At 39.2% G+C, this 13423-nt stretch carries 12 protein-coding genes; 6 read left to right on the forward strand and 6 right to left on the reverse strand.

Annotation, left to right across the window (positions count from 1 at the left end; translation table 11 throughout):
* Positions 1-315 (forward strand): proton-translocating transhydrogenase family protein, encoded by a 315-nt coding sequence (locus tag MKL36_RS13280; protein ID WP_000230434.1) that lies wholly within the window; start codon positions 1-3, stop codon positions 313-315.
* A 12-nt stretch (positions 316-327) separates the two neighbouring features.
* Complete coding sequence (locus MKL36_RS13285) at positions 328-1782, forward strand: NAD(P)(+) transhydrogenase (Re/Si-specific) subunit beta (RefSeq protein ID WP_000394402.1); 1455 nt, start codon at positions 328-330, stop codon at positions 1780-1782.
* A 52-nt stretch (positions 1783-1834) separates the two neighbouring features.
* Here the strand turns inward: MKL36_RS13285 and MKL36_RS13290 are convergent, their stop codons facing one another.
* Complete coding sequence (locus tag MKL36_RS13290; protein WP_021510635.1) at positions 1835-2656, reverse strand: SDR family NAD(P)-dependent oxidoreductase; 822 nt, start codon at positions 2654-2656, stop codon at positions 1835-1837.
* A gap of 240 nt (positions 2657-2896) precedes the next feature.
* Between MKL36_RS13290 and MKL36_RS13295 the strand changes: the two genes are divergently transcribed.
* Entirely contained in the window at positions 2897-4165 is a 1269-nt protein-coding gene (locus MKL36_RS13295; RefSeq protein WP_021510636.1) for a hypothetical protein, read from the forward strand.
* A gap of 62 nt (positions 4166-4227) precedes the next feature.
* Here the strand turns inward: MKL36_RS13295 and rsfS are convergent, their stop codons facing one another.
* From rsfS to MKL36_RS13320, 5 genes are all read right to left on the reverse strand, one after another.
* Positions 4228-4629, reverse strand: a complete 402-nt coding sequence (gene rsfS, locus MKL36_RS13300; RefSeq protein ID WP_001047580.1) for a ribosome silencing factor — start codon at positions 4627-4629, stop codon at positions 4228-4230.
* An 81-nt stretch (positions 4630-4710) separates the two neighbouring features.
* On the reverse strand, positions 4711-5505 hold the full coding sequence (locus MKL36_RS13305; protein WP_000532984.1) for a hydroxypyruvate isomerase family protein: 795 nt from the start codon (positions 5503-5505) through the stop codon (positions 4711-4713).
* 16 nt (positions 5506-5521) lie between these two features.
* Complete coding sequence (locus MKL36_RS13310) at positions 5522-6388, reverse strand: NAD(P)-dependent oxidoreductase (RefSeq protein WP_021510637.1); 867 nt, start codon at positions 6386-6388, stop codon at positions 5522-5524.
* Between the two features lie 10 nt (positions 6389-6398).
* A complete protein-coding gene (locus MKL36_RS13315) occupies positions 6399-7187 on the reverse strand; it encodes a crotonase/enoyl-CoA hydratase family protein (protein ID WP_001196726.1) in 789 nt (262 codons plus the stop codon).
* A gap of 96 nt (positions 7188-7283) precedes the next feature.
* Positions 7284-10091: a GacS-like sensor histidine kinase gene (locus tag MKL36_RS13320; RefSeq protein WP_021510638.1), complete on the reverse strand. Its 2808-nt coding sequence runs from the start codon at positions 10089-10091 to the stop codon at positions 7284-7286.
* Positions 10092-10263: 172 nt separating this feature from the next.
* Between MKL36_RS13320 and cysM the strand changes: the two genes are divergently transcribed.
* The 3 genes from cysM to rlmD are packed head-to-tail and all read left to right on the forward strand — an operon-like array spanning position 10264 to position 13420.
* Positions 10264-11178 (forward strand): cysteine synthase CysM, encoded by a 915-nt coding sequence (cysM, locus tag MKL36_RS13325; protein WP_000072604.1) that lies wholly within the window; start codon positions 10264-10266, stop codon positions 11176-11178.
* 22 nt (positions 11179-11200) lie between these two features.
* Positions 11201-12019 (forward strand): 3'-5' exonuclease, encoded by an 819-nt coding sequence (locus MKL36_RS13330; protein ID WP_001212165.1) that lies wholly within the window; start codon positions 11201-11203, stop codon positions 12017-12019.
* 9 nt (positions 12020-12028) lie between these two features.
* Complete coding sequence (gene rlmD, locus MKL36_RS13335) at positions 12029-13420, forward strand: 23S rRNA (uracil(1939)-C(5))-methyltransferase RlmD (protein ID WP_021510639.1); 1392 nt, start codon at positions 12029-12031, stop codon at positions 13418-13420.
* Positions 13421-13423 lie beyond the last annotated feature (3 nt).

The raw sequence follows: 13423 nt of genomic DNA on the forward strand, positions 1-13423 counted from the left end.
ATGGTTGAAACTATTACAATTTTCGTCCTTGCCATCTTCGTAGGTTATTACGTTGTTTGGGGTGTTACACCAGCTTTGCACACGCCACTTATGGCGGTAACCAACGCATTGTCATCGATTATTGTTGTTGGTGCGATGTTGCAAACAGTTGGCCTGCCTGTACTTGGTGTAGATGCAAATGTTGCATTTCAAAGTGTGAATGTTGTGAGCGTACTTGGTGCGATTGCAGTATTTTTAGCAAGCATTAATATTTTCGGCGGCTTCGCAGTAACTGCACGCATGTTGGAAATGTTCAAGCCTAAGCAAAAGAAATAAGAGGGCTTTGACATGGAATTTATTCAAGCAAATGCAAACTGGTTGTACCTTGTAGGCGCAATTCTCTTTATCTTGACGCTTCGCGGCCTATCTGGTCCTAAAACAGCAATTCAAGGTAACCGTTACGGTATGATCGCAATGGCGATTGCAGTTGTAACAACCTTCTTTGTTGCCAATAACCCGGTTATTTGGATGATTGGTGGTGCAATGGTGCTTGGTGCGATTGTGGGTATTGCACGTGCACGTACTGTACCAATGACTCAAATGCCTGAAACTGTTGCACTTATGCACTCATTGGTGGGTTTGGCTGCGGTTTTGATTGCAGTTGCAGCAATTTTGCATAACAACCAGCTTACAGCATTGTTTGCTCAAAATGAGGCAGCATTAACAGCGGCTGGCGTGCAACATGCACACATGAGCAAGGTTCACCTATTTGAATTGTTTGTTGGTTGTTTCGTTGGTGCGATTACCTTTACAGCATCTGTGTTTGCTTACGGTAAATTGGCTGCGAAAAAATGGGCTAAAACAATCTCTGGTGCATGGGTTAAACCGGTACAAGCACTTATCTTCGTTGCGATGTTGGCTTGTGGTTTCTATTTCTTCACAACTGGCAACATGACTGCTTTCTGGGCAATGACCGCACTTGCACTTGCATTTGGCTGGGTATGGATTGCACCGGTAGGTGGTGGTGACATGCCTGTGGTGGTATCGCTTCTTAACTCGTTCTCTGGTTGGGCAGCAGCAGGTATTGGTTTTACCCTTGAAAACAACATGTTGATTGTTGCGGGTTCACTTGTAGGTTCATCTGGTGCGATTCTGTCATACATCATGTGTAAAGCAATGAACCGTTCAATCATCAACGTGTTGTTTGGTGGTGCAATGGGTGGTGCAGCAGTTTCTACAGCTGCTAAAGGTGAACAAGTTCAACGTAACTACCGTTCAGGTTCTGCCGATGACGCTGGCTTCTTAATGTCAAATGCAGACAGCGTTGTGATTGTACCGGGTTATGGTATGGCGCAAGGTCGTGCACAAAATGCTGTAAAAGAGTTATGTGAAATTCTAAAAGAACAAGGTGTTCGCGTCCGTTTTGCAATTCACCCGGTTGCAGGTCGTATGCCTGGTCACATGAACGTATTGCTTGCTGAAGCAGACGTAGCATATGAAGACATCTTGGAAATGGATGAGATCAACTCAGACTTCCCGGCAACTGACGTAGTACTTGTTATTGGTGCAAACGACGTTGTAAATCCTGCTGCAAAAGATGACCCAGGTTCACCAATTTATGGTATGCCGATTCTTGAAGCACATAAAGCACGTACAATCATGGTGATTAAGCGTTCTATGGCGACAGGTTATGCTGGTCTTGATAATGACTTGTTCTATAACGAAAAAACAATGATGATCTTTGGTGATGCTAAGAAAGTTGTTGAAGATATGACAAAAGCAATTAATGGTACAGGCCACTAAGTTGCTTTGATATAAAAAAACCACCTTCGGGTGGTTTTTTATTTTTTGAGGATTAGAGGAACTTTTCCACTAGATCCATTGATTGTTGGTAGAGATCACGCGCTAATTGCTGGTTTTTGGCATGAGAAGATTTCCAGTCAGGCATATGCGCACTGACATATTCACCATTGCGGTTTTGCCATGTGTCGCCAGTCGCCATTTCTGTAATGAGCTTTGCAGGAACCGATGTTGGAACTAAACCTACTTTCATGGCTGCATAAACGGGTTTTGGTAAATCACGATAAATATCGGAAGCAACACCACCGGGGTGTAATGCATTATTGGTAATTGAACTGTCTGCTAGTTGTTCAGCTAATGCATTGCTGAACAATAAGTTTGCAAGCTTGGATTGTCCATAATAGAACAGGGGATTGTAAAAACCTTTCGCACGAAATTTATTAGGCTTAATTGAGCCAACCCAGTGAGCAATAGACGCTAGATGAATAATACGTGCTTGAGGAGACTGCTTTAAAACGGGGAGTAGTTTTTGAGTTAATAAAAAGTGACCTAAATAGTTAACGCCAAATTGCTGTTCAAACCCATCTACGGTGAGTTGCTTTGTTTTTGAAAATAGACCGGCATTATTAATAAGTACATCAAGGCTGCCATATTTATCTGCAATTTCTTCGGCAGCTTTTTGAGTTAATTCAAGGCTGTTTAAGTCGAGAGAAACGACATCGACTTCTCCTTGGTCGAGTGAGCGTAGTTTGTTTTGTGCCTCTTGTGCTTTTTGAGGATTTCGGCACGCCAAGATCACATGTTGCCCTTGTTTTACAAGTTGTTCTGCTGAGGCAAAACCAATACCTGTGTTGGCGCCTGTAATGAGTATCTTCACTTTTTAGTGCTCCGGTTATGCTATTTATTGATGAGACTATAAGAATTAGTATAGTGCTGGAATTCTGACAATTTGTCATGTCAATTTTAAATAAGAGTGATGACTAGCTCGTAAGGTAGGCTTATAAGAAAATAAAGATTTTATTATTTAACAGTTTCTGGAAATATTAAAATCTAACTTTTTAATTTTTATTGTATTAAGTTTAATATATTGATCTTTAAAATTTATAAATCAAATAAAATGAACATAGATGAAATTAGGGTGAAAATTAATCAACTTTATCTTTGGGATGGTTACCAGCGCGAAGCTGCACTCCGACAATTATCAGGATGTTTCGAGCAATCCTTATTTCCACATTTGCTACGCAAATTAAGTGATTATGTGCAAGTTAATAGGCATCTCGCAGCTCGTCATTTATTAGAGTGGGCAGAACGGTCAGATTGTGCGGATTTATGCATCACTTATTTTTTAGATATTGAGGCAATTAAGGGGCGAATTCGCATTGTAGGAGAGATTGAAGATATATTGATGGATAAAATCCATCAAAATTTAGATAAAGTAAAATTGGTTTTATTGTCTAGACAAGGGAAATTGAGTAGAGCTTTATTTAATTATATTCAATCTAACCAATTAATTATTGAATCAGAGTTGCTTGAGATTGCTAAAAATGCAAATGATCAGTGGATTAGGCACTATTGGATTAACTTTGCTGTGAAGCAGAATCTAGACTTTTTAAAGACGGAATTTCGACAATCAAAATATGTAGATGTAAAAAAAGTTCTTTTGAATCGTTTGTTGGAATTAGATGCATTAGATAATGAAATTTTGATGATTGCTTTAAATAGTAAGTACTTATCTATTGTGGATTTTGCTATCTTTGTATTGAAAGATCGTAATTTTGATTTTAATAACTATTTTATACAATTTCAAAATAATGCGCTTGAGAATACAAGTGTAAAAAGATGCTTATTACAAATGCTAATTTTAGAATGGAATAAAGAGGATTTTTATTTATATATAGATAAGTTAAATGATAAGTCTATTTTATTTATGATTTTATATAAAGCACTTAAAATAAAGTATATTTCACTAGATGAAGTGGTTAGTTTATTCTATCGGAAACAATTAAAGCTTCCATTTTATTTACTTCAAAAGATTGCTAAGTTGAGTACTGAACTTAAAGAAGTAGACGAACTCTATTTATTAACTACTACACCAATTAGCTTTTTACAAAGGCTAGAATTTTGTGAAAATTTATCTTTTTGGGGTAAAGTGGAGTGGTTGATTCATATCGAGAAATATTGTCAAACAGATGAAGAAGAGGATGTGTTGAGAGATTCTGTTAAAATGGTACTGAATTTGGCTAAATACCAATACTATCCCCCTTTATGGAAAAAAGAGGACAAGGAAATATATTGGATCTTGTTTCAAAATATGGGGAATATTTTAAATCTCATAGAAATATACCCACAAGAATATGAAAATTTAAAAAAGCTAATAACTAAATAATTCCCTGATATTAAATATTAAAAAAGCGGCTCAAAAGAGCCGCTTTTTTTAAAAGCAAAATTTTATGCGACCGACTCTGGAGCAGTACGCCATAAGCTTTCTAAATCATAGAATTTGCGGGCAGTTGGTAGCATCACATGTACTACAACAAAGCCAAGATCGATTAAGATCCATTCGGCATCTCGTTCGCCTTCAACGCCAATCGGGCGGAAACCAGCTTTTCGAGCTTCTTCTGCAACATTGTCAGCAAGTGCTTTGACGTGACGAGTAGAAGTACCACTCGCGATGACAATAGCATCAGCAACATTGCTAATAGAACTAACATCTAACTGTAGAATATCTTTTGCTTTTACATCAACTAAAGCGTCATGGACGACTTTAAGACAAGCTTGTACGTCTTTATTTGAGGTGTTCATTGCGAAATCGTGAGAATTAGACACGCTGGGCGATGGTTCTAAATTCATATAGGGTATATTTTCCTGACAATTACTCACTATCTAATATAGTGGTTTTCACTCAGAATTTCAAACAAAACTAGTAACAGTTTATATATTTACATCATCGGAAAAATATTTCTTTTTCCATGTAAATGACTGATTTGAGCCATTTTTAGGTTTATATTCTGCCGCAATATAGCCCTCATAAGCACTTTGCTTAATCCATGAAAAAATTTGCTCATACGGTATTTGAGCTGTATCGGGTTCATGGCGTCCCGGACAATCTGCAAACTGAATATGGCCAATCTGGTGAATATTTTCTTGTAACCCTTCAAGTACATCTTCACCCATCATTGCCATATGGTAACAGTCATATTGCATTTTTAAGGCAGGGTGATTGACTGCTTCTAGCATTTCTTGGGCTTGGGCAATGTTCTGTACCAAAAAGCGTGGCATATCTGTGCCATTAATCATTTCAAATACAGGTTCAATATCGTGTTCTGTCAGTAAATCACAGGCTAATTTTAAGTTGCTTGCAAGTGTCTTAAGGCAAGGAAGTAAGTCAGAGTCTTGAGGTTGCTTGCCTGCCAAAATATTAACACGTGGTACTTTTAATGCTGTGGCATAGCGAATCGCTAACTGTAATGCCTCACGAAATGCTGCCTCTTGACCCGGTATACCTGCTAAGCCATTTCCACCTTGCATAAGGTCACCAGCAGGAACGTTAATTAAACATAAATTTAGGTTGTAACGTTCAAGTTGGTCTTGAATATCAGAAATGGCAAGCTCGTATGGGAATTGAATTTCTACATGTTCAAAGCCCTCTGCATGGGCTAATGCAAAGCGTTCAATTAAAGGAACTTCGGTAAAAATCATGGATAAGTTAACGGCAAGACGACCCATACACACACTCCGTTTATTATTGCTCTACTACTTGAATCATAGTAGCTAAATCTTTCTCAGCAAAGCCATTTTTTTGGTGAGTTTGTAGCTGTAATAGAGCTTTTTGTGCAACGGGGATGTCTAAATTAACATTGTTAGCCAATGTTACTGCGTTGTTAAGGTCTTTCGATAATGTTTGAACTTTCCACTGAACAGGTTCGAAAGTATGAGTCGCCATACGTGGTGCCAGTATTTGAAAAGGTTTTGAGTCGGCAAATCCGCCAGCTAGGGCAGGAGCGAGTAAAGTGGTATCTACACCCGCCCGGTCTGCCAGTGCAACTGCTTCGGCAATCAGGGCGCTGTTTGCTGCCACAATGAGTTGATTGCAAATTTTAGTTGCTTGTCCTGTGCCTGTATCTCCCATTCGTGTGACACGTTGGGAAAGAACATTATAAACAGGACTTAAAGCTTCAATAGTTTGAGCATCGCCACCTGCAAAAATCACTAGCGTGCCTTGTTCTGCCCCAGCTGTACCGCCTGAAACGGGGGAGTCAATCCATATCGCATCTTGTGAAGCAGCAGCCTGAGCAAGTACTTTTGTCGCAGCAACAGAGAGACTTGAGAAGTCCACAATGACCTGACCCGCTTTTAAGTTTGTTTGAATTTGATCAAATACTGCTTGCACAGCTTTATCGTCGGCTAGGCAAGTTAAAATGATTGGGTACTGTCCGATGTTGGAAAGATCGAGTGCATGCGCGCCAATATCAATAAGTTCTTCATAAGCAGATGCTGTTCGATTCCATACTGCGACCTGAAAGCCAGCTTGTATAAGACGGCTTGCCATACGGCTTCCCATAAGTCCTATGCCTAAAAAAGCAATAGGAGTATTACGATCAAAATTCATAATAAAGCTCTTATCTATATTGGCGTGGTAAAAATTTAACTTCCGGATGTTTGTCTTTTTTACGAGCAAGTTTGCTATTTTTACCAAGTAATAATTTAAGTTGCCAGATTTTTTCTAAGCGTAATGATTTTTCTGGTTGATGTTCCATTGCATCTAGTACACGTTTTGCAGCAGTCAATGCATCAGGTGAGCGCTGTAACATTTCTGAAGCGATCGCATTTGCTTTTTCTAATGGATTCTCACTTAAGTGAGTCACAAGTCCAATATCTTTTGCATAATTTCCGTCAAAAACACGGGCAGTTAAAGTCAGCTCTTTTGCAAGGTCAACTCCAATCAAGCCTTTGAGCGAACGGGTAAGTCCCATATCGGGTACTAAGCCCCAGCGGCTTTCCATAATCGACATTTTAGTGTCTGGGTGGGCAATGCGGATATCGGCAGCTAGTGCAAGTTGCATACCTGCCCCAAAACAATAACCTTCAAGAGCGGCAATAACAGGGACGGGCAAATTTTGCCAAATAAGAAAGGCTTTTTGGAAAAGACTTTGTCCTGGTTTAACAAGTTCCCAAATGGCAAATGCAGAGTTCTTAGGATTGTTTAAGTCAGATAAATCAATACCAGCACTAAACACTTGTGCTTCACCCGTCAAAATTACACAGCGGATATCTCGGTCTTTTTGTATAGCTTTAGCCGTTGTTACGAGTTCTTTGAGTAGAGCAAAACTCATAGCGTTACGTTTATCAGGACGGTTTAGATAAACTGTTGCAATGCCATTATTTTTCTCAATACGTAATAGTGCCATGAAATTCCCGCTTATTTTTTTATCGATAAGCGGAGCATAGCATGGCTGGAAATTGGAAACATGACAGGTCAGTCATGCCTATTTAGCAACTGTTATTTAATCTGGTATGACTAAAATTTGATGAGCTGCACTCTCAACTTCTTTAATGACGAGACCTAATTCATCGAAACGACTCATGACTTCTTCAATGAAGCCATCGTCAGCTCTACGGCGTTCTTTGCGTAGCGTAGAAATAAATTGTTCAAAGTCACCCGTCACTTGTTGAAGTTTTGGTGTGCCTACATAGCGTGTTGCGCCATAGAGACGGTGTAGTACATGCTCAAGCTGAGGAAAGTCTTCAAGCTCAATGAGTTGTTGCATTTCTTCTAGCTCGGTTGGGAAGCTATCTACCAACATTTTGAGAAGATCTTGAGCTAAATCTTCTTTGTTTGCTGCCAGTTGTAAACTTTGCTGCCAATTTAAAATTTCTGGATCTAACGCTTCTGCAACCACATGATGATCTTTAGCTAGATTTTGCGCAGTGAAGTTGTTTTTCGTCCATTGCGTTAAAATTTGAATGATTTGCTCCATTTGAATTGGTTTGGTGACATAGTCATTCATACCAACTTTAAGAAGCTTTTGCTTTTCATCTGCAAGCGCGTGGGCTGTTAGAGCAATAATTGGAAGTTGCATTTCCCCATCTAAAGTGGATTCTAAAGAGCGGATCGCACGTGTGGTATCAATGCCCGACATAACCGGCATTTGAATGTCCATAAATACCAAATCAAATGGTTTAAGTTTCTGATCAATTCTTTCTTGAATAATATTAAGCGCTTCTTGTCCACTTAAGGCCTTAGTAGTTTTGACATTTAACTCACCTAATAATGCTTCTAAAACAATTAAGTTAGGTAAATGGTCATCAACCGCCAAAATATGTAACCCCTGTCCATTAAAGTCTTGTTGTTCCTCTTCAAAGATAGGTTGGTCACTTAATAATTGAATGAGGCCACTACGGCTTAATGGTTGATAAAGTGGGCGAGCGCGATATTCGGTGAGCATGTTTGGCTCAAGAGTCATTTGATAGCCGTAAACTGCTAAGTTACCTTGATAGCGGCTACGGATTTCTTTGAGTAGAGCTTCAGTATCACCACTATGATCAACAATGAGCCATGTATTGTCTTTTTGGTCGAGATGTTTTAAGCGGCTAAACAAGTCCAGAATCGATTGAGTTTCAATATGTGGTACTTGATAATTTTCAAGATAGTAGCGCAAAACACTGGCTGTTGCAGGGTGAGCTAAATAAGACACCACTTGTAAATGTTCGAAGTGAGGATGTTCAATCTCATGTTCTTCATCTACAGCGAACTGTGCAGTAAACCAGAATGTTGAACCTTTTTCTGTTGGGGCACGTTCTTGGTTATCTTCAAAGCCAATTTGGCCATGCATGAGATGAACCAATTGTTTAGAAATTGCCAGACCTAAGCCTGTACCACCAAATTGACGGGTAACAGATGCATCGCCTTGCGAAAACGACTCAAATAATTTTTTACGGTCTGTACCGCTTAAACCAATACCACTGTCCTGAACACTAAAATGAAGCAAGCACTGACCGATATCATCATGTTCCATACGCACACGAACAATAATTTCACCATCTGGCGTGAACTTGATGGCATTGGAAATCAAATTGGTCAAAATTTGCTTAAAGCGTAAAGCATCACCAATTACCTGTTGAGGAATGTTATCTGCATAATAAAAAGCCATGGCAATATGCTTTTGTGCAGCCAAAGGTGACAACATATCCATGACATCAAATACAGCTTCTTCTAAGTCAAAAGGTGCCGTTTCAAGTTCCAGTTTACCTGCATCAATTTTTGAGAAATCTAATACATCATTAATTAATGCTAATAAATGGGCGGAGGACTTGCGAATAGTTTGTAAATAAAGGTTCTGTTCGTTACTTAAATTTTGTTGGCGAAGTAATAAATGAATAAAGCCATCAATACTATTAAGCGGTGTACGAAGTTCATGACTGATATTGGCAAGGAAAACCGATTTTGCCTGATTAGATGAAATGGCTTGGTCGCGTGCTTGACGGTAAGTAATGTTTTGAACTTCTAAAGTATCTAAAGTTCTGCGTAAGTCTTCTTCTGTTTGCTCGGTATGTTCTTTTAACTCTAAAAAACTAAAGTGTAAGCGTTTCACCACGTTTGCGATATCGCGCTGGAGTAATCTTAACTCACCTGAACTGTTAATCACGATGTGTTGGTCTAAAGTGTCTGCATTGAGACGCTGTAATTGCATGCGTATTTCATACATGGGTGCAATCCAGCGGCGAGAATAAAAGTTCAGACAGAGCAAAAGTAATAATAAAGTCATTAGACCGGTAATGACCAAAGCAATCAAAATGCGATATCGCGCTAATTCAAGTGGTTGATTGTCCATTTCAATCAAGAGCCAGACAGGGGGCTTCCCTACGGTATCAATGATACGGACTCCATAGATATTATTATGGTTATAAGATATAGGACCAAAAAAGTTATTTTTTTGTGTGAAGTTAGGCCAGTAACGATTATCTCGATAACCGATACTTAAATAAGTCTGACCATTACTATCAATTAAAGCAGCACGCTTTAGATTTTTCTCGCTAAACATACTTTGCATAATATGTTGAGCATGATCATATTCGTCTGGTTGTAGTTCTACTAATGTGTAGAGATCTTTAGCAATTTGATTGTAGCGTGCCAAAATCGCTGAGGCATGATGCAATTGTTGTTGCTTTGCAGAACGTGATGTTTCAGTTAAAACCAGAAAAGCCCCAACACACGTTAAAATCATAATGGGCACAAAAATAAGAGCAATTAATTGCCCATATGCATGATTCAGACGTAAGCGTTTCGATAAGGTTTTATTGAAATTAGACATAGCTACATCAGATTGATCTCTCTGTAGGGCATATTATCACGCTTTATTTTAAAACAGACGGCATTTTATAACTGACTGGGCTTTAATCACTTTCATTAAAAAGCATAGTGAAATGGATGCAGTACCGATCATTTTTTCATACAATAGTGCCACCCCGATTTAGGTGTTGATCATGAGTAATACACAACCTGATTTTTTAGCCGACGAATTTTTGTTAGATCACTATGTAGGTAAAACACCTCTGGTCCGTTTGCAGCGCTTGGCTTGTCATACGCAGGCAACGGTTTTAGCAAAATTGGAAGGTAATAATCCAGCAGGTTCTGTAAAAGATCGTCCTGCATATAACATGATTATGCAGGCTGAAAAGCGTGGTCAAATTAAACCAGGTGATACATTAGTTGAAGCTACCAGTGGTAATACAGGTATTGCTTTAGCTATGGTTGCGGCGATGCGCGGCTATAAAATGAAACTTATTATGCCAGGGAATTCAAGTCAGGAGCGTAAGGACGCCATGCGTGCTTATGGCGCAGAATTGATTGAAGCACCGAATATGGAAGCTGCACGAGATATGGCTTTGCAAATGCAAGCTGAAGGTCTAGGTTTAGTCCTCAATCAGTTTGGCAATCCAGATAATGTCGAAGCTCATTACCTTACGACTGGCCCTGAAATTTGGAAACAAACAGGTGGAAAGATTACCCATTTTGTAAGTTCAATGGGTACAACCGGTACCATTATGGGTGTTTCTAAGTATTTAAAAGAACAAAATCCAGATATTCAAATTATTGGTTTACAACCTTCTGAAGGTTCAAATATTGCCGGTATTCGCCGTTGGCCACAAGAATATTTACCTACGATTTTCGAACCAAAGCGTGTTGATCAAATTATGGATATTCCGCAAATTGAAGCGGAAAAAACAGCTCGCCGTTTAGCACGTGAGGAAGGAATTAGTGCAGGTACATCTTCTGGCGGGGCGGTATGGGCTTCAGTAAAAATTGCAGAAGAAAATCCGGATGCTGTGATTGTTTGCATTATCTGTGACCGTGGTGATCGCTACTTGTCTACAGGCCTGTTCTCAGTACAGGACTGATGACTCATAATTGAGAGAAAAAATGCGTTTTCCTACTTTAGTTTTTGATATTGAAACTTTAACTGATTTAAAAGCGGGAGCGCATTTATATCATCTTGATTTGCCAGAGGCAGATGTTGAACAGGCACTCACAAAAATCCGTCGCCAAGAATCCGGCATGGATTTTCAGCGTTTGCCTTTACATGAAATCGTTTGTATTTCTGGTTTGTGGATTGATGAATCAGGTTTCAGATTATTTTCTTTTAGTCGGGAACACTATTCGGAAGCTGAAATTTTACAGAAATTTCTATCCATTTTTGATAAGCGCCATCCAACTTTAGTGAGCTGGAATGGCTCGCAATTTGATTTGCCCGTCATTTTGTTCCGTGCCATGTATCATGGTCTTTCGGCACCCGGGTTATTTGATCAAGGCGAGCTTGATAGTCAGAAGCGTTTTAATAATTACCAAAACCGTTATCACCACCGTCATATTGATTTAATGGATGTTATGGCAATGTTTAATGGCCGTAATTTCCAGAAACTCGATGATGTAGCCTGTATTTTAGGTTTACCAGGTAAACGTGGTGAGTCGGGTTATCATGTGCCTGAATATGTACGTACAGAACAATGGTTAAAGTTAACCAGTTATTGTGAAGGTGATGTGCTCAATACATGGTTTATTTATTTGCGTTGGCTATTGCTCAAAGGCCAAATGAATGTAGATGAGCATAACCACTGGATTAGTTCGAGTATTGAGTATTTACAGACTATGCCTCAGCAAGCCGATTTTCTTGAGGTGTGGCAACGTACATCGAAACATACCGAATTTACGTCCCACTATTTTAATCCTTTAAATTTTTAGGTTCATTCTTTGAAACAGCAAGCCAAATCTCGTAAACCTCAACAACCCGAATATATTTTTCAGGTTGAAACTCTTTCTCATGAGGGACGGGGAATTGCGCATTATGGTTCTCATCCAGACCATCCGGCAGATAAGCATGGTAAAAAAGTGTTTATTCGTTATGCGTTGCCTGGAGAAACAGTAAAAGCCCAAATTACGCATGAGGCTAAGCGGCTTGAAGAAGCTGAAATGGTAGAGCTTTTAGCGGAACCTTCAGCAAATCGTGTAGAGGCAGTTTGTCCTCATTATGGTATTTGCGGGGGGTGTAGCATGCAGCACATCCACCCTGATGAACAGATCCGTTTAAAGCAAAATGTCCTTCAGTCACACTTGCAACACTTTGCTGGTATTCAGCCTGAACAATGGTTAGAACCAATTCGTTCTTTGCAAAGTGATTATCGCCGTCGTGCTCGAATAGGGGTGCGCTATTTGCCAAAACAGGACCGTTTGATTCTAGGTTTCCGTGAGCATCATAGTAATCGTTTAACATCTATCCATACTTGTAGCGTTTTGGATAAAAAGTTATCAGATAGTCTGCCAGAATTGCGTAATTTACTCCAAAGTCTAAAAGGCAAAGCGCATATTGGTCATGTAGAATTAGCAAAAGGTGATCATGAAACATCTTTATTAGTTCGTCATATCGAAAAACTAAACAATGCTGATGTCAACCAATTAAGACAATTTGCGTTACACAAAGGCTGGCAGTTGTATTTGCAACCTAAAGGACCCGAAAGTCTTCGTCGTATTGATGAAGAACAAGGAGCTATGCGATTACATTATGCTTTAAATGCATTTGATGTAAATTTTGCTTTTTCGCCATTGGATTTTACGCAGGTCAATGCCACAGTAAATGAACAAATGGTGCAATTGGCATGTGAATTGCTTCAATTGCAACAGGGTGAAAGAGTACTAGATCTGTTTTGTGGGTTAGGTAATTTTTCGCTTCCACTTGCACGATGTGTTGGTGCAAAGGGTCAGGTTGTAGGTGTGGAAGCAAGTGAAGAAATGGTGCAGCGGGCAACAGATAATGCAAAGCGTAATAATCTGGTGCAAGTAAGCTTCTTTTCACAAGATTTAACAAAAGATTTTTCGCATCATTCTTGGGCAAATCAAGGATTTGATGCATTATTGATTGATCCTCCTCGTGCTGGTGCATATGAAATTATGCAGTATGTACCGAACTTTGGAGCAAAAAGAATCGTTTATGTATCATGTAATCCAGCAACATTAGCAAGGGATGCAGGTGTTTTGGTTCAACATGGTTACCAGTTAAAAAAAGCAGCGGTTATGGACATGTTTACGCACACAGAACATGTTGAATCGATTGCTTTATTTGAGAAAATTCAAGAGATAAACGATTAAAAA

Source organism: Acinetobacter sp. AOR12_HL, assembly GCF_027855275.1.
GTDB lineage: Bacteria > Pseudomonadota > Gammaproteobacteria > Pseudomonadales > Moraxellaceae > Acinetobacter > Acinetobacter baumannii.

What these genes read in the sequence shown, in the direction of transcription:
- MKL36_RS13280 (WP_000230434.1), top strand. Translation starts at nt 1, where the DNA reads ATGGTTGAAACTATTACAATTTTCGTCCTTGCCATCTTCGTAGGTTAT.
- MKL36_RS13285 (WP_000394402.1), top strand. Translation starts at nt 328, where the DNA reads ATGGAATTTATTCAAGCAAATGCAAACTGGTTGTACCTTGTAGGCGCA.
- MKL36_RS13295 (WP_021510636.1), top strand. Translation starts at nt 2,897, where the DNA reads ATGAACATAGATGAAATTAGGGTGAAAATTAATCAACTTTATCTTTGG.
- rsfS (WP_001047580.1), bottom strand. Translation starts at nt 4,629, where the DNA reads ATGAATTTAGAACCATCGCCCAGCGTGTCTAATTCTCACGATTTCGCA.
- MKL36_RS13305 (WP_000532984.1), bottom strand. Translation starts at nt 5,505, where the DNA reads ATGGGTCGTCTTGCCGTTAACTTATCCATGATTTTTACCGAAGTTCCT.
- MKL36_RS13310 (WP_021510637.1), bottom strand. Translation starts at nt 6,388, where the DNA reads ATGAATTTTGATCGTAATACTCCTATTGCTTTTTTAGGCATAGGACTT.
- MKL36_RS13315 (WP_001196726.1), bottom strand. Translation starts at nt 7,187, where the DNA reads ATGGCACTATTACGTATTGAGAAAAATAATGGCATTGCAACAGTTTAT.
- MKL36_RS13320 (WP_021510638.1), bottom strand. Translation starts at nt 10,091, where the DNA reads ATGTCTAATTTCAATAAAACCTTATCGAAACGCTTACGTCTGAATCAT.
- cysM (WP_000072604.1), top strand. Translation starts at nt 10,264, where the DNA reads ATGAGTAATACACAACCTGATTTTTTAGCCGACGAATTTTTGTTAGAT.
- MKL36_RS13330 (WP_001212165.1), top strand. Translation starts at nt 11,201, where the DNA reads ATGCGTTTTCCTACTTTAGTTTTTGATATTGAAACTTTAACTGATTTA.